The following is a 19,549-nucleotide window of genomic DNA, read 5'->3' as shown; positions in this document are numbered from 1 at the left end:
CTCACCCTAGCCCTCTCCCCCGCGGCTCGGCTGCGGAACTTTCGTTCGCAGCCAAGCCGCGGGGGAGAGGGGACCGGAAAACTGCACGACCTCCGAGGGGAGGGTGACGGTGAAACGGAGTTTTCTGACTATGCTTAACCCGACGACTCGGCTTCGATTCGGACCGCTTTCTTGCCTTTAAACGCCCCCGGGCGGCCGCGGAGCTTGGGAACGTCCTGAATCGCCACCTCGAGCGGTTCTCCGGCCTCTTGCTCGGTGGTGATGATGTCGCCGACGGCCAAGCCGAGCAGATCGCCGGTGCGGATCCGCGAGCGGGCGAGCGTCACAACGAGTTGCACGGGCGCTCGATCGACGCTCGAGGCGACCCGCTGGCGCGTTTCCGGGGTCGAGCGATGCCGAGCGTAGCCGACCCAGCCATCGCCGGAGAGCTTGGCATTGAAGCTTTCGACGGTGTTGAACGGAATGCAGAGATTGATCATCCCCCGGTTGCGACCGAACGTCAGCTCAAAACCGACCAGGATCACGACTTCGTTCGGCGGGACGATCTGGACCAGCTGAGGGTTGCTCTCTACCCGTTCGACTTCGGGCGTCAGGGAAACCACGTTTTCCCAGTTCACTTGCAGCTGATCGAGAAAAGTCCGCACAACGCGGCCGATCAGCCGGTTCTCGATCTCGGTCAGCGGACGGCGGATGAGGTCGCCCGGGCTCGGGTCGCCGCCGAGCATCCGATCGATGATGGCGTAGGAGAGGACCGGCGAGATGTCGAGGATCCAGCTCCCCTCGAGCGGGTTGGGTTTGATGACGTTGAAGCAGCTCGGGTTGTCGAGGCTGTAAATGAATTCGCTGTAGGTCAGCTGATCGACGCTGATCAGTTTGACCTCGATCATCGTCCGCAGCATGCTCGAGATCGCGGCCCCAAAACCTCGGGCGAGCCCTTCGTGCAACGAGTGCATCGCCCGCATCTGCTCTTTGCCGACGCGTTCCGGACGCTTGAAGTCGTAGGCGCTGGTGCGAACGCGGCGAGCGGTCTGCCCCGGCTTGTCGTCGGCGGCCTGTCCCGACGACTTCTCGTGCCCCGGCGACTTTTCGTCCCCCGGAGCCTTTTCCTGGGATTGCGACTCCATCGCCCGGACCAAGTTTTCGACTTGGTTTTGGCTGAGAACTTCTTCGGACATCCGTTTTCCGCCGGTGCTGGATGACGCTTATTGGCGAATGTGGCCTTCGCCGTAGACGATGTATTTGTAGCTGGTCAATTCGCGGAGCCCGCACGGCCCGCGGGCGTGGAACTTGTCGGTCGAGATGCCGATTTCCGCGCCCAACCCAAATTGGCTGCCGTCGTTGAACCGCGTACTCGCGTTGACCATCACTGCGGCGCTGTCGACCGTGGCGGTGAATTGTCTGGCGGCGTGCAGATTTTGGGTGACGATCGCGTCGGTGTGATGCGAGCCGTAGGTGTTGATGTGTTCGACCGCTTCTTCGAGCGAATCGACGACGCGGACGCTGATCGTCGGGCCGAGGTACTCGGTCGACCAGTCCTCTTCGCTGGCCGGCTGCATCTCGCCCACCAGGCTTTGCGAGCGATCGTCGCCTCGCAGCTCGACTCCGCCGGCCCGTAGTTGCTCGGCGATTTTCGGCAGCACCTCGGCCGCGATCTGCCCGTGGACGAGCAGCGATTCGCAGGCGTTGCAGACACCCATCCGATGCGTCTTGGCGTTGTTCACGATCTCGACCGCCATCGCCGGATCGGCCGAAGCATCGACGTAGACGTGACAGTTGCCGTGGTAGTGCTTGATCACCGGCATCGTCGCTTCGGCGACCACGCGGCGGATCAGCCCCTCACCGCCCCGCGGAATGGTGACGTCGATCGCGTCGTTGAATTTGAGAAAATGCCCCACCGCGGCCCGGTCGCTCGTCTCGACCAACTGCACTGCGTCGGCCGGCACCCCGTGCTCGGCCGCTTCGGCCACGATCAGATCGACGATCGCGCGGCTGCTGTGGGCCGCTTCCTTGCCGCCGCGAAGGATCACCGCGTTGCCACTCTTGACGCAGATCGCCGCCGCGTCGGCGGTGACGTTGGGACGGCTTTCATAGATAAAGAAGACGACGCCGAGCGGGACTCGCAGCTTCTGGATTTGCAGCCCGTTGGGACGGGTGAACCCTTCGAGCACTTCGCCGACCGGATCTTGCAGGGCGGCGACTTCCCGCATCCCCTCGGCGATTCCGGCCACCCGAGCCGGGTCGAGGCGGAGGCGGTCGATTTGGGCGTCGCTGAGACCGAACGTCGGAGCCGCCTCGATGTCGCGGGCGTTGGCTTCGAGAATCGCGTCGGTCGCCTCGACCAGCCGATCGGCCGAAGCCCGCAACCACGCGTTCTTCTTCTCGCTCGGGAGGTTCGCCAACACTGCGGAAGCCCGCCGAGCCCGCTCGGCAACGTCTCGGCAGTACTGTTGAAGATCCGTCGCCTCGGCCGTCGCCATACAAAAATCTCTCGGTTTTTTACGTAAATTCAGGAAAAACTCTCAAGAACGAGTATCAGGAAAGCCGCTGGGGAGGTCAACCTCACCCGCCTCCGACCGCCGCCTCACAGCCCCCGGCCGCTTCGAACAACCGCAGCGCCTGGCACGTCTCCGCAACGTCGTGGACGCGGAGCAGCGGCACGCCGGCAGCCGCCATCGCGAGCGAGACGCCGACGCTTCCGGCGGTGCGGTCGAGCGTTTTGTCGCCGAGGACGTGGGCGATGAACCCTTTGCGGGAGTGGCCGATGAGCAGCGGTTGACCGATCTCTAAAAATCGCCGCACACCCCGGAGCAACGCCAGGTTGTGGGCGTGCGTCTTGCCGAACCCGACGCCCGGGTCGAGACAGATCCGCTGCCGCTCGAGCCCCTCGGCCAAACACCCGGCCAGCGTCTCGCGGAGGTACGCGTCGACTTCGCTGACGACGTCTTCGTAGTGGGGATCGTCCTGCATCGTCTGCGGCGTCCCCTGGATGTGCATCACGCAGACCCCCGCTCCGCTGCGGCGAGCGAGCGGAAGCATCTCGGGGTCGAACCGCAATCCGCTGATGTCGTTGATGATCTCGGCCCCGCCAGCGATCGCGTCGCTGGCAACCGCCGCGCTGCAGGTATCGATCGAGATCGGAATTCGCAGCCGCGTGGCCAACCGCTCGATGACCGGCATCACGCGGCGGCGCTGCTCGTCGGGCGAAACCGGTTGGCTGTAGGGCCGCGTGCTTTCGCCGCCGATGTCGAGGATCGCCGCCCCGGCATCCTCCATTCGCAGCGCTGCGTCGACCGCCGCGGTGGGACCGGCAAAGCGGCCGCCGTCGGAAAAGCTATCGGGGGTGACGTTGAGGATCCCCATCACCAGCGGAATCGGGCCGAACCGCAGTTGCCGCGTCCGCAGCTTCCAGTGATCCATGGCTACCCCCGGTCCTACCACCGGGCTTCCATCTGGGTGACGATTCTTTGGGCGAGGTCCTCGATCGCCTCCTGCAGTTCGGTCTCGATCGACTGCCCCGCCTCGGGGACGACCCGCGAGCTCTGGGAGAACATCAGCGCCAGATTGCCGTCGGTGAGCAGCCGGTTTTCCATCAGGACTTCGCCGCGGCGGCTGATCCAACTCGCTTGCACCGAGACGAGCGTATCCAAGGCGCGGACTTCGTCGGTCGCCGTTTCGGTCAACACGCGTTTGGTGTCGGCTTCGAAGCGACAGGTCAGGACGCTGTCGGCGTTCGGATCGCCCGTCACGATGTAGGGCGTTCGCTCCTGGATCTGCCGCACGATCGCTTCGGTCAGCCGCACGCCCAAGTCGTGACGGAATGTGTCGTTGCGGACGATCGGCACGTGGACCGCGCGGATGTCGGGGCGGAACAGCGACTGGGGACCGAACTGGTACCCCACGCAGCCGAGCGACAGCAGGCAAGCGGCCAGCAGGCAAGCGGGCAGCAGCAGAGTTCGGGTGACGGCGAAACGGAACATGGCGGAAGTCACCGCACCGGGGGATTGAGAAGAAGTCTGCAATGCGGGAGTCGAGCCTCGCTTCACCCTCCCCGGGCCTGAGAGCCCGACCCTCCCGCAAGCGGGAGGGTGACGTGCAGCGGCACCGGAGGGCTGGTGGTTCACCGCAGGATCCGTCCGTCGGTGCTGATCAGCGGCTTGGCCGGCTTGCCTTCGGGAAACAGCTTGGCGAGGAAGGCCAATCGCTGCGGCGGCGTCTGCGGCCGATCGGCGTTGGCCACCAGATGCTCGCGGGCCTGCTCGGCAAACGGGGTGTTGGGGTACTTTTCCAGCAGTTCCTGGTGGTAGTAGCTGGCTCCGCCGTAGTGGCCTTGCTTCTCCCGATAGCGAGCCCGCTCCCAGAGCTTCTCCGCCTGGTAGAACTCGATTTCCGCGGCTGCCTTGGCGATCATCTCCCCATGCTCGGCGCTCCGCGATTCCTGGGGGAAGAGTTGCCGCATCCGCTTGATCAGTTCTTCTCCTTCGTCGAGGACCAGCCCGCTGTAGGCGGAGCCGGCGTACATCTCGAGCTTGCACCGCAGCCCGAGCAGGTGGGCGTTGAACTGGTGGTCGCTGTCGGGATACGTCTCGCGGAGGTCGGCCAGGAATTGGTCGGCTTCGAGATAGTTGCCTTTGCGAAAGTGTTCGACCGCGGCGGCCATCGTCGCATCGTCGGCCAAGCGACCGGTCGGGTCGTCATACCGCATCTGATCGAGCACGCGGATTCCGTGTCCGCTGGCGTCCAGGTAGGGCCGCGAGGGATCGGTGAAGTTGATCGGCATCAGGCTGGGGTTGGGAGCTTTGGCCGTTTCGATCCAGTACTGGGCGATGGCGAACAGCCGCGAAGCGACGCGGTCGCTGTGCCGGTTGCGGGGATGCTGTTTCTGGAGCTGGACGAACGCGTCTTCGGCTTTCGTCAGCTGGTCGGAGAAGAAGTAGCTCTCGCCCGCCAGGAACAGGGCATCCTGCTCGAGCGCCGAATCGGGATTCATCTCGGCGGCCCGCTTGAAGATCGGCGCCGCCTCGGCGAACACCTCTTGCGCTTCCTCGCGGGGCAGTTCGCTGGCTCGGCGGAACATCGCATCTGCCTCGCGGTAGAGGGCCACCGCACGCTCGCGATCGATCGGTCGTTTGCCGGTCAAGATCCGGGCGGTCGACTGCAGCCCCCGCGAAAAACCCGACTCGTCGTCGCGGGAAGCGGAAGCGAGCGCGGCTCCGTCGCTCTCCAAGTCGGCGGCGGTCAATTCCCCGGCCGCCACCGGCCCCTCGTTCGCGGCGAGCCCGCCGGGGGCCGTCAGCTGGCAGCCTGCGGCCGAGAGCAGCGAGCCGACGAGCAGCAGCGAGCCGACGAACATCCGAGCAGAGCAGCGAGAGATCATCGGCGACGTCCTTGTCCATCGATCGTTGGCGAAGCCGCCGCGAGGTACGACTGCATCCGCGGCGGTCCACCCAGCAGGTTCGTGATGTAGCGGTTGATCACCCCGCGAAGCTCGCCATGGAGTTCCGCGGGGACCGGCGGGGGCGGACCGCTCACCGCCGCTTCGGAGAGCAGCGACCGCAAGGTCTCGCGAGTCGCCCCCCGCAGCAGCACGACTTGTCGCGTCGCCGGTCGGCAGGCGGCGCAGAGCACCCCTCCGGAAGTCACGCCGAACCCGAATCGCCCCCCTTCGGGAACCTCGCTGCCACAAGCGGCGCAGCGATCGATCGTCGGCGCGTGGCCGAGCAGGCGAAGGGTCTGTAGTTCGAAACGCAACAGGCATGCGCGGACGTCCGTCTCTCCGTCGAGTTCCTCGAGAGTCTCAAGCGCCAAGTCGTACAAATCCGGGTGCGGATCGCCCCGGTCGGTCATCTCGCGCAGCAATTCCGCGACGTAGTAGCCGGCGTACAGCCGGCCGAGATTGCGCTCGCCGGCGCGAAACCGCCGCTGGAGCTTCGCCTCGGTCAGCAGATCGAGCGTGTCGCCCGACTTGGGGATGATCACTACGCGACAGATCGAAAGCAGGTCAAGGGCGCCTTCGAAGGGACCCTTGGCCCGCCGAGCTCCCTTGGCCAGGGCGGACGATTTCCCGAACTGCCGAGTCAGCAGGACGACGACCAAGCTGGTTTCGCTGAACTCGATGGTTCGCAGCACCAAGGCGTCGGTCTTTTCACTCGCCATGCGCCCCGAGCATCGCCAGATACTCGCTCATCTCGGCTGCCGCGTGGGAATCGTTCTGCGCCCGCGCCTGTTCGATCCCCTCGCGAAGGAAGGTCCGCGCTTCGTCGATCCGATCGAGCTCGACCAGTTGCTGCGCGGCCATGAAAAAGGCGGGCACGTAAGGCGGATCGTCGCGAGTCAGCTCGCCGAGCCGCTCAAGACTCTCGTCGTGCCGCGATTCCTTGCCGAGCTCCATCGCCAAGCTGTATCGCAAAAACGTGTCGTGGGGATCGTCTTCCAGCATCGCTTCGATGCGTTCGCGGCGAGAGCTCATAAAGCAGCAGTGGGGAAGGGTGAGAACCAAGCGAATCTAGAAAATCAGCCGAACCAGACAATCGGCACAACGCGGGCGACCGCAAGAATTGTTTCAATTTGCCTAATCGATACACCGATATTGGAGATCGTAGCAAAGTGTCCACCCACAGCGAGGCCAGCGATGCACGCGGTCAAGAACGGAATCGTCGCACTCGGGATCAGTCTCTGCCTGAGCAGCTCCCCCGCCACCGCGCAGTCGCACCCTGCCCCGCGACCCCAGCCCTCCCCAGCACCCGCCACCCGCGCCGTTCACGCCGTTGCTCCGAGCAACCACCCGGGTCCCAACCAGCAGGTCCATAGCCAGCAGGTCCATAGCCACCGCTCGCGGGCCGCAGTGGCCCAGGCGGTCGCCCAAGGGGGAGCGGCTCCCGGTGCAGTCCGCCAAGTCGCCGGCCAGCACCCGGCTCACGGTGGGCATCGCTCGCCTGCGCACCATAGCGGGCACGGTGCGAGTCACGCCCGGAATTCCAGCGGATTTCTGGGAGGCTGGTTCGGCGGAGGCGAGAGCCGCAAACCGGCCGGCCCGGACTCACCGTCGCTGTTGCAGCGGCTGGGGATTGGAGACGACGAACCGGCAGCGACTCCGGCTCACGCGAACGATTCGGCGGCAGCCCAGCCCGATTGGGAGGGCGTGCCGTATCACCGCCCGCACCGCTCGGCTCTGGTCCGGGGAACGGCCGCCGGTGGTTCCGCCCCGATCACCGATCCCCAGGATCCGTCGAATCGCCAGCTGAGTCGGAAACTGGCCGAGACGAGCGAAGCCGGCCAAACCAGCCGCGCGACCGCCAACCCGCAAATTCCTGTTCCGCCGGCGGAAGGGTCGCTCGAGACCAGCCGCCGGGAGCGGCCTTCGGTGGCCCAGCTTCCCAGCTCGGGAAGTTCCAGCAGCTCGTCCTCGCGTCGGATGGCGGCCGCGTCGTCACCGACGCCAAAGGCCAGTGAGGTTGCGGCCAGCGGCACGGCATCGTCCTATGGGGCGCTGAGCGACACCGAGAGCAGCCGCCGCAGCGGTCGCCGCGTGGTCGATCCGCTCGACGCCTACCTCGACGCGGAACCGGCCGCTGCCGGGACCTCGCCGGTCCGCGCCGACGGCCAAGGTCCGATCGCCGATCGCGGTTTGGCCAACGGACCTCGCGTCGCGCGCCGACCGGTGCCGGCGGTGAACAACGCAGCCACCTCCCGCCGCCGAACCTCGTCAACCGCTGAAGCCACCACCGGAAATTCGGCCGCGACGTCGATGCCTCCGAGCCTCGCGGCAGCCAGTGGGCGCGAGCCGCAAGCGAAGGAGATTGCCTCGCAAAATGCAGCGAATCCCTCGCCAGCCGCCGACGACACCGCCTCCCGAGAAGCGGCTCCGTCGGAAGCCCGCGCGGCGACTGAGCAAGCCTCGACCGCTGCGGTTCCCCAGGTCAATCCGCTGGCCGCTTCGGACGAAGCCTGGCAGGCTTCCGCGGCTCGAACTCCAACCACCACTCCGCCGTCGGCCACCCCGACCGCTTCGCCGTCGGCCGCTTCGCCGTCGGCCGCTTCGTCGCGCCGCAGTGCGTCGGCTCCTGCCGCACCGCCGCAGTTGGGCGTGCGGGCGCGGACCGCAGCCGAGGCTTCGCCCGAACCGGCAGAGACCGTCAGCAGCGTCAACACCCAGCCGGTGAACGTGGTCGCCGAGATCCCCGGAATCCGCGTCGTCACGTCGGGACCGGCGGAAATTCCGGTTCGGCAGGGAGTGAACTACGAGATTCGGGTGGAGAACCGTGGGTCGCTGGCCGCTCCCGGAGCGCTCGTCCGCGTCACCCTCCCCCGCTGGATTGGAGTGCAGTCGCAACAGGCTTCGCGTGGAGAAATCGCCGAGGAGAGCACGCAGCGTGAACAGCAACTGCTGTGGCAGGTCGAAGGTTTGCCGGCCGGATCGACCGAGACGTTGGTCTTGAGCCTCTCGGCCGCCGAAGCGCGGCAGTTCGACGTGGCGGTCGAATGGGCCGTGCTGCCGCAGTCGAACATCGCCCACGTGCAAGTTCTCGAACCGAAGCTGGAACTGGTGATCGACGGACCCGACAAAGTCATTTTCGGCGAGTCGCAGACCTACAAGGTCCGCGTCTTGAATCCCGGTAGCGGCCGCGCCGAGAACGTCGTGTTCACCCTCAGCCCCAATTCCAAGACGCCTCAGTCGCAGCAGATCGGGATGATTCCCGCGGGCAAGGAAGCTCACTTCGAAGTCGAGCTCACCGCTCGCGATCTCGAAGGGCTGCAGATCCACGGCTTGGCGGTCGGGGCCGCGGGACTCGAAAGCGAGCTGACCAAATCGATCGACGTGATCGCCGCCGATCTCGAAGCGGTGCTCAGCGGACCGCCGCTGCGGTACCAAGCCTCCTCGGCGACCTACAAGCTGGAGATCACCAACCGCGGGGACGCGGTTTGCGAAAAGCTGGTGGCCCAGCTGCGGTTGCCGGCCGGGGTGAAGTACGAAGGGGGACTGCCGCAGGCCTCCGCGGCGAGCGACAGCCTCGAGTGGCAAGTCGGACAGCTGGCTCCCGGCGAGTCGGCCGAATACGAGTTCCAGTGCATGCTGCAGGAGACCGGCGAGCAGAAAATCGCCTTCGCTTGCGAGGGAACGGCCGCCGGTGCCGCCAGCGTCGTCTTCACCACGACCGTGGAAACGCTCGCCGACCTCGTCCTCTCGGTCGATGATCCGACGGCTCCCGCGCCGGTCGGCCAGGAAGTGAGCTACGAGATCGTGCTGCGGAACCGCGGCTCCAAAGCCGCCACCGACGTCCAGGTGCTGGCCCAGTTCAGCCACGACGTCGAACCGGTTCGCGTCGAGGGTGCAACTGGCAAAGTGGCTCCCGGACAGGTCGTGTTCGATCCGATTCCCCGCGTGGAACCCGGAGCGGAACTACGGCTGACGGTGGTCGCCAAGGCGGACAAGGCGGGCCTGCATCGCTTCCGCAGTGAAGTTCGCAGTGGCGAGACGCTGCTGATCTCCGAAGAGGCCACCCGCTACATCGAGCTGGCCGGAGAACGCGTCAGCCAACGGAGCAGCGAAACCGAGACGAAGTAACAGGTACGTCAGGCTTTCCAGCCTGGCCGGTATGTCGCCTTTCGCTCCGCGAAAGTAGCGCAGAAGCGCAACTTTCGCGGAGCGAAAGGCGACTATTTTTTTCCGGACGAACGTCTCAGCCTGGAAAGGCGGACGTACGGTCGACGAACTCGAGCGGTTGCTCGGCCTGGTAATCGGCGACGCGGATTGCCAGGCGGCCGGCGAGCAGATCGCCGAACGATCGTCCCACCACTTCGCCCCGCCAACCTCGCAGGAGGGCCGGCAGGTCCTCGGGGTTTTCCGGCGCAGCCAATGCCCCTTGAGCGGGGGGCGAATCGGCTTGTTCCAACTCGTAGGCCAAGAGTTCGCGGATGTCTTCGCTGTTGCCCACGATCGCCGGAGCCATTTGGTGCTGGCGACAGATGCAAGCGATGGCCGTCGAGAGGAATTGGGAGAGCAGCGGTGAGAGCTGCTTGCGGCCGGTCCGCGGACGCCGCGGCAGCTCGGCGTCGGGAGTCGCGAGGGCTTGCGAGATCGCGGCCGCGATTTCCGGATACTGGCTGATCAAGCCTCGCCGCTCCATTCCGCGAATATTGCGAATCCGATCGACCGTGCTCGACTGGCGTTTGGCGAGCTCGATGATCAGGTCGTCGCGCAAAATGCGTCGCGGCGGCTGGTCGGTCGCTTGGGCCCGCTGTTCGCGCCATAGCCACAGGCGGCGAACGATTTCCAGCTGCCGCGGCGGCAATCCGCTCGAGCCGCTGACCCGTCGCCACCGCTCGGCTTCCTCGGCTTCGATCATCGCCTGCTGGTTGGCTTCGGTTTCCTGGACGAGCCATTCGAGGCGTTTGCGGCGTTCGATCTTGCGCCGCAGCTTCTCGTACATCGCGGCCAGTTCGGTGACGTCGTGCAACGCGTACTCGATCTGCGAATCGCTCAGCGGACGCGAACGCCAATTCGTTCGCGTCTCCCCCTTCGGCAGCGATTTGCCGAGCAGACGGCTGACCAGATTGCCGAGCGAGATGGGATACTCGAGCCCCACAAAACCGGCGGCGAGCTGGACGTCAAACAAACCGGCGATTTTGCGGCCGGTGAACCGATAACAGAAGCGAGCTTCCTCGCGGGCCGCGTGCGCCAAGACGGTTCGTCCGGGCGTGGCGATCAGCTCCCAAAAGGGAGTCGTGTCGCCGACTTCAAAGGGATCGATGACCGCCAGCGTGTCCCCGGCGGCGACTTGAATTAAGCACAGCTCGGGCCGATAGCGATCTTCGGAAACGAACTCGGTGTCGAAAGCGATCACCGGTTCGGAGCGGAGGGCGTCGACGTAGTCCGCCAATTGTTCGGCGGAATGGATAGCTTGATAGTCCACGGGCAATTAAATCATGGTGGCGAACACTTTTTCCGTCCCTTGCTTGATCCGTTGCTCGGAGCAAACCGGAAGCGCGTATCATCGCAGGAAATGCTCGCGGCGCGCCCCCAGGGTCGGACAGATTTTCCAAAACCCACCCGCTCTTTCTCTTGCCCGCTGAACCGGTGTCTATGAGCCTCTCCCTGGCCGCAGCCGTCCCCACCACCGATTCCGCGGCGACTGGATTGCTGGTGAGCGTGCGGAGTGTCGCCGAAGCGGCTTCGATCGCTCCGCTGGCGGTCGACGTGATCGATCTCAAAGAGCCTCGCCGCGGGCCGCTCGGAGCGACCGACCCGGAGCTCTGGCATCGCTGCTTGGCCGAGTGCACCACCTCGGCTCTCTGGTCCGTGGCACTCGGCGAAGCGGAGGCGGCGCTGCGGTGGACGGCTGAAGTCCCCGCTGAATTTTCCTACGCCAAAGCGGGCCCGGCAGGTCTCGACCGCCCCGAACAACTCGCTCGGCTCTGGGACCAGCTCCGCGAGCAACTCCCCGCTTCGGTGGCTCTGGTCGCCGTCGCTTACGCCGATGGGCCTGCCGCTGGAACGATCGAGCCCGAGCACGTGCTCGAGGCGGCGGTCGCAGCCGGACTCCGAACATTCTTGCTCGACACCTTTGGCAAAGACGGCCGCAGTATTTTGGAGCATCTGAGTCCCGAGCGACTGCGGATGTTGGTCTCCCGCGCTGCCGCGGCCGGGTGCGATGTCGTGATCGCCGGGGGGGTGAACTTCGATGCTTTGGCGACCCTGACCCAGCTGCAGATCCGCCGCATCGGAGTCCGCGGCGGCGTTTGTGGGGGGAATCGGCAATCCGCGATCGACCCCTCCCAAGTCGCCCACTGGGTTCAACGCTTGCGCGAACTGGCTCGAAGTGACCACGCGAGCGAGGGGAGATAAGCGATGAGCGAAACGCCCCAACCCCCAAGCAGTCCCCGTTCGAGCAGTCCCCGTTCGAGCAGTCCCCGTTCGAGCGGTTCAGCGGCCGAAGGTGCGGTCGACGTGGTGCTGTGGAGTGGCGAGCACGCGGCGGGCCCGGTTCGCTTGCCCCGCACCGGCGGCGAGCGGTTCGTCGAGGAGTTTAACCGGATCTACGCGCCGCTCGGCTGGAAGATGGAGGAGGCGGGGTGAGGCACCGGGCCAAATCAGCCGCCACGCGCTAGCGTCCGGTTTTCCCAGCGTTTTTCAGAAACCGGGGGCTAGCGCCCGGCGGCTGATGAATTATCCGAGCTAGCCTTGTGCTTCCCGCTGCAGAACCCGCGGCTAGCGCCGTCGGCTCAGGGGCCTACGCTTTCGCGCATGCCGAGGCGGCCAGGCAAACGGCACAACCGCCGCTGGTACCGCAGCCTCCGCGGGACTCGGTACCGCAGCCGGGGCCGCAGCCTTCGGCCAGCAGTTTCGCGAAATGCTTGCTCCGGACCCGTTGTTCGTAGCGCTCCGAGAGCGCGTCGCTCAGCTCCTGGAGCTCCTCGCCGATCTCGCCGAGGAAGTAAAAGATCAGCGTGCGGCCGTCGAACAGATGGTCGACGTCGATCAGCGTCGCGGCGAGTCCCCGCTCGGCGATCTCTCGCCGACAACTCTCCACCGCTTGCTGTTTGTAACGCAGCAGCCGCGCCTCGAGCAGCTCGTCTTCGGTGGTCGTGCGCCGCAGGATCCGACCGTCGAAGGGGTGTTGCCGAGTCCCTCCCGGAGCGGTGACGGTGCCGATTTCCAGGCCCCGTGGGGTGCGGCAGACGACCCGCTCGCCCCGCCGGTACTGGCTCGCGTCGGCCCCGCAGTGCCACAGTTCGCCCATCGAACCGACGCGGACGTGATAGGAGTGGTGGTCCGAAGGCATCGGGCAGAAGGGGTCCCAGGAGAGGGGGCGCCGGGCTGAGCCGCGGAGGAGAGCCGTTGCGGGAAAATGCAGTGCATGGCATTTTGTCCCGGATGCGGCCCCCTCGCAAGCGAGAACGCATCTGCGGGAGCACCGACTTACGGGAGCACCGACTTGCAGGAGTGGGGCTGCAAGGGGACGATCTAGGCACCAGCGAACGTTCGGGCGTTCGCTCTCAGCCGGTGTCCTGTCGGTTCGGCGGTGGTTTCAGTGGTCTCGAGCGGTGAAGTAAACGTGACGGAAATGATGCAGACAGTGACGAACTGGGATGCCCTGGCCGACCAGTCGCTACGGACGGGGACAATTTCGCGGGACGACGCCCTGCAGGTGCTTCGGGCCCCGGACGATCAGGTCCTGAGCCTGATGGCGGCCGCTTACCGGGTCCGCCGCGAGCACTTTGGCAACACCGTCCAGCTGTATTTCCTGATGAACGCCAAGAGCGGGCTGTGTCCGGAAGACTGCGGGTACTGCAGCCAGTCGAAGATCGCCACCGCTCCGGTCCCCAAGTACACGATTCTGCAGCGCGAGAAACTGCTCGACGCCGCGAGAATCGCCAAAGAGCGGGGAGCCAAGACCTACTGCTTCGTGATTTCCGCTCGCGGCCCGAGTGAACGGGAAATGAAAGCGGTCGAGCAGATCGTGCCGGAGATCAAGGCTCAGTACGGGCTCGATATCTGCGCCTGCCTGGGGATTCTCAACGCCGGCCAAGCGGTGCGGCTCAAGGCCTGCGGAGTGGACCGCGTCAACCATAACCTCAACACCAGCGAAGCCCACTACGCCGACATCTGCTCGACGCACGGTTACGCCGACCGCGTCGCCACGCTCGAGAACGTTCGCCGCGCCGGATTGGAACTGTGCAGCGGCGGGATCATCGGGATGGGCGAAGCCGACGAAGACGTCGTCGACATGGCGCTGGCCCTACACGATTTGGAAGTCGAATCGATTCCGCTGAACTTTCTGAACTCGATCGAAGGCACCCCGTTGCAGACGGCCGACAACCTCTCGCCGCAGTACTGCCTCAAGGCGCTGGCGATGTTCCGGCTGGTCAATCCGACCCGCGAACTGCGGATCGCCGGCGGCCGCGAAATCCACCTCCGCTCGCTCCAGCCACTCGGGCTGTACGCCGCCAACTCCCTGTTTGTCGGCGATTACCTGACCACCAAGGGGCAAGCTCCCGAGGAAGACTACCGGATGATCGAAGACCTCGGCTTCGAAGTCACCGGAACGACGAATCTGTGATCAGGCAATCGGGGGCCACGCTGATGTTTCGTGGATTCACAGCGTTTTCGTTCTTCTTGCTCCTTCTGGCCGATGCCCCTGCTCAGGGCATCGAGGGAGTGCAGGAGGAGGTTGCCCACTACCTCCGCCAGGAGATTGACTCGGGAACTGTCGTCGGAGCTCAAGTCCTCGTCGGAGGGCCGAGGCTCCGCGACAATCAGCCAATCAACTTGGGGACCATCGGTCCCGATGATCCCCGCCCTGTCTCGGATGAGACGCTCTTCTGCATTGCCTCGTGCTCCAAGCCAGTCGCGTCGGCGGTCATCTTCACGCTGTTAGATTCGCGAAGGATGAGGCTCAATCAGCCGGTCGGGGAACTTATTGCCGAACTGAGTTCGCCCATGCTCAGCGACGGTCAACCGGCTCGTTCGCCCGATTTGCGGGAACTGCTGTCCCATCGCGGCGGGATCTATTCGCAGATGCAGAAGCCGACGGCCGATCAACTCGCCGCCATTCGCAACTTCAGATTGTCGCTCGATGAATCGGTAGCGATAATCGCAAAGCAGCCGCTAGCGGCGACTCCCGGAACCGCGTACGCCTACAGTGGAGCCGGCTATTGCCTCGTCGGCGCGATGGCGGAAAGGGCAACAGGGAAAGATTTCGAAACCCTCCTCCAAGAAAACCTCTGTCGGCCGCTGGGGATGACCTCCACGACCTACTTTCCCACGCGGCGTTCGTTTGACGAAATTGCCGCGGGCGGAAAATCCCATATTCAGCAACCTCATTTGCTCGGGGACGAACTCAAGCTGCCGCTGATCGGAGGAAGCCTTTATACGACCGCGAGCGACATGGAACGCTTTGCGCGGATGGTCACGTTTCAAGGACGAGGAGGTGGTAGGCCTGTCTTGTCGAGAATGGCGTTTCGCTATTTCGTCTCGCCAGTCGCTCCAAACCAGCCGTACGGCTATGGATGGCTACTCACCAAGCGGGCAGGCCACGTGGTCGCGGTTTCTCATAACGGAGAATTGCCGCCCTTTCAGAGCGCCATCCGCATCAATCTGCAAGAGAAGACATACAAGATTGTTTTCTGGACCCTGGCAAAGCCGGGAGACATCGAACGGAATTCGCGGGTCCGAAACAAAATCTATTCGCTGCTCCAGTGACGGTCAGGTCGCTTATGAATGCCTCTTGGCCTCGATGCAAATCCTGCTTGGCTTGGGTTGCCATAGGATGGCTGCTCTTTGGAGCGGCTTCCTCGCTCTCCGCCGAAATGCACCAGGTGGGGCCCGAGGATGATTGGTTTGAACTGCTGTCCTCGGGCGACTTGCAGCCGGGGGATGAAGTGGTCCTGCGGGGCGGGATCTATTCGGACGCTCGGCGGTTGGTGATCTCCTGCCGCGGCACTGCCGAGCGACCGATCGTGATTCGCGGTGCGGCGGGAGAGCGAGCTATCTTGCGTCGCCCCGACGCGCGGCAGAACACGCTGAATCTCGAGGGAGCCCAGTACCTGCAGTTGCGCTCTCTGGAGATCACTGGCGGGGCCGCCGGGATCCGCATCCGCCCGCTCCACGACGAACCGGTCCGCGGAATCGTGCTCGAGCAATTGCATCTCCATCACCTCGGCGGCGTCGCGGTCACCTGCAACGATTCCGGTGCCGTCTACGAGCAGATGGAGTTTCGCCGCAACCATATCCATCACACGGGCGGCCACGGCGAGGCGTTTTACTTAGGCGGGAATCATGCCTCGGCGATCTTCAAGAATTCGCAGGTCGTCAACAACTACATTCACGACCTCCGCGGACCCGAGGTGAGCCAGGGAGATGGCGTCGAGCTCAAGCATGGCAGCTATGGAAATCGCGTCGCTGAGAACGTGATCCATGACACGAACTATCCGGGCGTGATCGTCTACGGAACCGTGGGGATGCCACCCAACACGATCGAGGAAAACATTATTTGGAATTCCACCGATCACGGGATTCAAGCGGCGGCCGATGCGGTCATTCGCAACAACTTCATTGCCTCCTCCGGATCGGTTGGGATCTACAGCCGCGATCATCAGGAAGCGGTGACCGGAAATCTTATCATCCGCGACAACGTCGTCCTGGGCAGTCGCAGCGAAGCCCTCCGCATCCAGCGGCCGACGCGTGCCACTGACAGCCCGAATGCGAGCAGCGGTGGTGATTACAGCGGCCCTGTGGAAATTGTTGGCAATACGTTGGTTGGAAAGGAAGGAGCGGTCACTGTCCGCGCGGGCGACAGCCGGCAATTAAAGTTTTCGAATAACTTCGGCGTCGGCCAGATCGATGGGCTTCGCCCTGCGGACCAGGACTGGAGGTCTCCGCGGAACCGCACATTTGAGTTGCCGAAGCTGGAGGGGAATCCCGCTTGGGAGCACCTCAACCGGGCAGCCGTCGAGGCTCGCTTTTCCCTTTAAGCGACAATGGGCGTGCTCGGCATAAAATTAAACTCTTCCTTCCACTCCGGAGCCTCTTCGGTGATCCTCGATTCATTGCTTCACGCTTCCTGGCTCCATCGTGCGTTCGTATTCCTGCCTCTATTGTTCGCCGCCGCCGATGTGGCACTGGCACAAGCGAAGTCGCCGACGCAGACGGGGACACCGCGGAGCTTTTTGGCGGGGGATTACGAGACGAAGGTGTTTGCTTGGGTCAACGCCGACAATACGACTCGGTGGAAGAAGCCGATCGAGGCGATCCATGACTGTCAATTGCTCGACAACGGCCATGTGCTCTACCAATCGTCGTTTCAAAACGTGATCGAGGTGGACGGCCAGGGACGTGAGGTTTGGAGGTACGAGGTGGCCGCGGTGCCGCCGGCGACGCGAGCGGAAATCCACGCCTTCCGTCGCCTCCCGAATGGTCGAACGATGATCGCCGAGAGTGGCAACCGGCGGATCGTGGAGGTCGATGGGGCGGGGGAAATCCAACACTCGATTCCGCTCGCGGTCGACAACCCCGACCCCCATCGCGACACGCGGCTCGTGCGGCCGACGCCTGCGGGCACCTACCTCGTCTGCCACGAAGCCGACCGGATGGTTCGCGAATACGACCGCCAAGGCAACGTCATCTGGACCCACCCGATCGGAACCGAAGTCTATTCGGCGGTGCGACTGGAGAATGGCAACACGTTGATCGGCAGCGGTGGCGGCCATCGGGTCGTGGAAGTCACGCCCACGGGCAAGGAGGTTTGGAGCATCGAAGAGGAGGAACTGCCTGGTGTCCGCTTGGCCTGGGTGACGTTGGTCGAGCGACTGCCCAGCGGCAACACCTGGATCGTCAATTGCCACGCCGGTCCCGAGAATCCGCAGATCCTCGAAGTCACTCCCGAGAAGAAGATCGTCTGGACCATGCGGGACTTCGACCGCTTCGGCAACTCGCTGCCGATCGCGATTCCCGTTCCGGCGACCCGCACGCGATCTTCCAGCTCCGAAACGCAAGTCACCGACGAACCGATTTCGGCCATCGAGCGCCGCTTGCCGCCGGTCGGGAGTGAGCTCTCCGACGAGCAGCGGACAGCGCTCGAGCAACGGCTGGAGGCGCTCACCGCTCAGGCCGCGGCGATCGCCGAGGATCCTCGCAGCCCCGACGTGGAAGTGCTGCTCAAAGCGGTCCGGTTTGCTCTGGAGCTGGACGAGTTCTACCGCCCCGGGGACGTGAAGAAGGCGGACCGCGTGCTCGACGAAGCGGCCCGGCGCATCGACGCGCTCTCCGAGGGCCACGCGCCCTGGACCGCGCTGGGTAAGGAGTCGGGCGAGTCAACCAATGCGTCGACCGCCGATTCGCCGGCCGTCTTTCGCACCGTCCGGGGCTATCGCAGCCACATCGATGGCTCGCTGCAGCCGTACGGAGTGGAGATTCCCGCGGGGCTTGACGAGTCAGGGCTTAGTGGGGCGTCCGCGTCGAGCGGTTCGGATCCGACGGCCAAGCGACGCGTGCCGCTGTACGTCTGGCTGCACGGTCGCGGCGACACGACGACCGATCTGCACTTCATCGACCAGCGGCTTTCCAAGCCTGCTCAAATTGCCGTCAGCGACGGGATCATCGTGCACCCGTTCGGACGGCACTGCGTCGGTTTCAAGCACGCCGGAGAGATCGACGTGCTCCGCGTGATCGACGAAGCCGTGGCCCACTACCCGGTCGATCCCGATCGTGTGGTGTTGATCGGATTCTCGATGGGTGGAGCCGGTGTGTGGCACATCGGAGCTCACTTTGCCGATCGCTTCCTCGCGGCGGCTCCCGGGGCAGGTTTCGCCGAAACGGCCCAGTACGTGGGACTGAAGCCCGAACAGTATCCGCCCGAGTGGGAACAAACGCTGTGGCGGGTTTATGACACGCCCCGCTACGCCCGCAATCTGCTGAACCTCCCGGTGATCGCCTACAGCGGCGAGAACGACAAGCAGATCCAAGCGGCTCGAGTGATGGAGACGGCGCTCGCTGAGCACGACGCCAAGCTCGACCACCGCATCGGTCCCGGCATGGGGCACAAGTACCACCCCGAAGTGCTCGCCCAGTTGCTCTCCGACCTTCGCGAGATCACCACAACGACTCCCGACCCATTTCGCCCGTTGCACCTGCAGACGCAGACGCTGCGGTATCCCAAGCTGCGGTGGGTGACGCTGACCGAATTGGACCAGCATTACCGGGACACCCGCGTCGACGCGGTGCGGGGGGCGAGTGGCGAGTGGGAGATCACCACCAAAAACGTCCGGCGGATGCGAGTCGCCCCCCCGGAGGCAGCGGTGAGCTCGCTTCACGTTGACGGAGATCGCCTTCTGATTGACGCTTCGGTCGGAGCGGTCGAATTGGTCCGTGACAGCGAGGGCCGCTGGCAACTCGACGACGCGGAGGCGGCCGCCGCGGACTCGCCCCTGGTCAAACGCCCGGGGCTGCAAGGACCGATCGACGACGCGTTCCGCGAGCCGTTCTTAGTGGTCGTGCCAACCGGCGAGTTTCGCGACGCGGCGGTCGAGCGGTGGACCCGTTTTGAACTGCAGCATTTCCTCGACCGCTGGAAAGCTTTGATGCGCGGCGAAGCTCGTGTCCGCCGCGACGTCGACGTCAGCGACGAAGATCTGCGGAATTACAACTTGATCGTGTGGGGCGATCCGCAGTCCAACCGCTTGCTGCAGCGGATCGCTGCGGACGCGGCAGCGAAATGGCCGCTGCGGTGGAGCGACGAGGCGATCGAGCTCGGAGGCCAACGGGTCGCTGCGGAAGGCCATGTGCCGACGTTGATCTATCCCAACCCGCTGGCTCCCCAGCGTTACGTCGTGCTCAACAGCGGGCTGACCTTTCGGGAAGCCCAGGACCGCACCAATTCGCTGCAGAACCCGAGGCTGCCCGACTGGGCGGTGATTGGGCTGGACCGCGACCCCGACGCCGAACAGCCCGGCGAGATCCTCGCCGCAGGGTTCTTTGACGAGAGCTGGCAAGCGAAGTAGCGGGGGCATAGTCGCCTTTCGCTCCGCGAAAGTAGCGCTTCCACACAACTTTCGC

Annotated in this window: 16 protein-coding genes; 7 read left to right on the top strand and 9 right to left on the bottom strand. The window is 64.7% G+C overall.

All coding sequences use genetic code 11. From position 1 onward, the window contains the following. Positions 1–134 precede the first annotated feature (134 nt). From fliM to GNK13_RS10100, 7 genes are all read right to left on the bottom strand, one after another. Positions 135–1,175: a flagellar motor switch protein FliM gene (fliM, locus tag GNK13_RS10130; protein ID WP_164102394.1), complete on the bottom strand. Its 1,041-nt coding sequence runs from the start codon at positions 1,173–1,175 to the stop codon at positions 135–137. A 27-nt stretch (positions 1,176–1,202) separates the two neighbouring features. Next, on the bottom strand, positions 1,203–2,477 hold the full coding sequence (locus GNK13_RS10125; RefSeq protein ID WP_164102393.1) for a glutamate-5-semialdehyde dehydrogenase: 1,275 nt from the start codon (positions 2,475–2,477) through the stop codon (positions 1,203–1,205). An 82-nt stretch (positions 2,478–2,559) separates the two neighbouring features. After that, on the bottom strand, positions 2,560–3,417 hold the full coding sequence (folP, locus tag GNK13_RS10120) for a dihydropteroate synthase (protein ID WP_235935018.1): 858 nt from the start codon (positions 3,415–3,417) through the stop codon (positions 2,560–2,562). Between the two features lie 14 nt (positions 3,418–3,431). Continuing rightward, the gene (lptE, locus tag GNK13_RS10115; RefSeq protein WP_164102392.1) at positions 3,432–3,977 is read right to left on the bottom strand and encodes an LPS assembly lipoprotein LptE; all 546 of its coding nucleotides are present in this window, start codon (positions 3,975–3,977) and stop codon (positions 3,432–3,434) included. Positions 3,978–4,117: 140 nt separating this feature from the next. After that, positions 4,118–5,374: a tetratricopeptide repeat protein gene (locus GNK13_RS10110; protein ID WP_164102391.1), complete on the bottom strand. Its 1,257-nt coding sequence runs from the start codon at positions 5,372–5,374 to the stop codon at positions 4,118–4,120. Further along, positions 5,371–6,153, bottom strand: a complete 783-nt coding sequence (recO, locus tag GNK13_RS10105) for a DNA repair protein RecO (RefSeq protein WP_164102390.1) — start codon at positions 6,151–6,153, stop codon at positions 5,371–5,373. Before recO ends, GNK13_RS10110 begins: the two co-directional genes overlap by 4 nt. Then, the gene (locus tag GNK13_RS10100; RefSeq protein WP_164102389.1) at positions 6,143–6,466 is read right to left on the bottom strand and encodes a hypothetical protein; all 324 of its coding nucleotides are present in this window, start codon (positions 6,464–6,466) and stop codon (positions 6,143–6,145) included. Before GNK13_RS10100 ends, recO begins: the two co-directional genes overlap by 11 nt. A gap of 162 nt (positions 6,467–6,628) precedes the next feature. Between GNK13_RS10100 and GNK13_RS10095 the strand changes: the two genes are divergently transcribed. Further along, a complete protein-coding gene (locus GNK13_RS10095) occupies positions 6,629–9,562 on the top strand; it encodes a DUF11 domain-containing protein (RefSeq protein WP_164102388.1) in 2,934 nt (977 codons plus the stop codon). Between the two features lie 115 nt (positions 9,563–9,677). Here GNK13_RS10095 and GNK13_RS10090 read toward each other — a convergent pair whose 3' ends face one another. Beyond that, entirely contained in the window at positions 9,678–10,910 is a 1,233-nt protein-coding gene (locus GNK13_RS10090) for a ribonuclease D (protein ID WP_164102387.1), read from the bottom strand. A 170-nt stretch (positions 10,911–11,080) separates the two neighbouring features. Between GNK13_RS10090 and GNK13_RS10085 the strand changes: the two genes are divergently transcribed. Continuing rightward, entirely contained in the window at positions 11,081–11,842 is a 762-nt protein-coding gene (locus tag GNK13_RS10085) for a (5-formylfuran-3-yl)methyl phosphate synthase (protein ID WP_164102386.1), read from the top strand. A 3-nt stretch (positions 11,843–11,845) separates the two neighbouring features. After that, positions 11,846–12,073: a hypothetical protein gene (locus GNK13_RS10080; RefSeq protein ID WP_164102385.1), complete on the top strand. Its 228-nt coding sequence runs from the start codon at positions 11,846–11,848 to the stop codon at positions 12,071–12,073. 154 nt (positions 12,074–12,227) lie between these two features. Here the strand turns inward: GNK13_RS10080 and GNK13_RS10075 are convergent, their stop codons facing one another. Beyond that, positions 12,228–12,779 (bottom strand): PSP1 family protein, encoded by a 552-nt coding sequence (locus tag GNK13_RS10075; protein ID WP_164102384.1) that lies wholly within the window; start codon positions 12,777–12,779, stop codon positions 12,228–12,230. Positions 12,780–13,064: 285 nt separating this feature from the next. Between GNK13_RS10075 and bioB the strand changes: the two genes are divergently transcribed. From bioB to GNK13_RS10055, 4 genes are read left to right on the top strand one after another with little or no spacing between them, the layout of a single operon-like run. Next, complete coding sequence (bioB, locus tag GNK13_RS10070) at positions 13,065–14,057, top strand: biotin synthase BioB (protein WP_315852979.1); 993 nt, start codon at positions 13,065–13,067, stop codon at positions 14,055–14,057. Then, positions 14,054–15,199 carry a serine hydrolase domain-containing protein gene (locus tag GNK13_RS10065; protein WP_164102382.1) on the top strand — a complete coding sequence of 382 codons (1,146 nt, stop codon included), beginning with the start codon at positions 14,054–14,056 and terminating at the stop codon, positions 15,197–15,199. The genes bioB and GNK13_RS10065 overlap by 4 nt, the downstream gene beginning before the upstream one ends. A gap of 47 nt (positions 15,200–15,246) precedes the next feature. Beyond that, on the top strand, positions 15,247–16,470 hold the full coding sequence (locus GNK13_RS10060; RefSeq protein ID WP_235935016.1) for a right-handed parallel beta-helix repeat-containing protein: 1,224 nt from the start codon (positions 15,247–15,249) through the stop codon (positions 16,468–16,470). Positions 16,471–16,530: 60 nt separating this feature from the next. Next, positions 16,531–19,494: a beta-propeller domain-containing protein gene (locus tag GNK13_RS10055; protein ID WP_164102380.1), complete on the top strand. Its 2,964-nt coding sequence runs from the start codon at positions 16,531–16,533 to the stop codon at positions 19,492–19,494. Positions 19,495–19,549: the final 55 nt, after the last annotated feature.

The organism is Candidatus Laterigemmans baculatus (genome assembly GCF_010367455.1).
Lineage (GTDB): Bacteria > Planctomycetota > Planctomycetia > Pirellulales > Pirellulaceae > Laterigemmans > Laterigemmans baculatus.
This window is presented reverse-complemented; position numbering and strand designations above follow the sequence as displayed.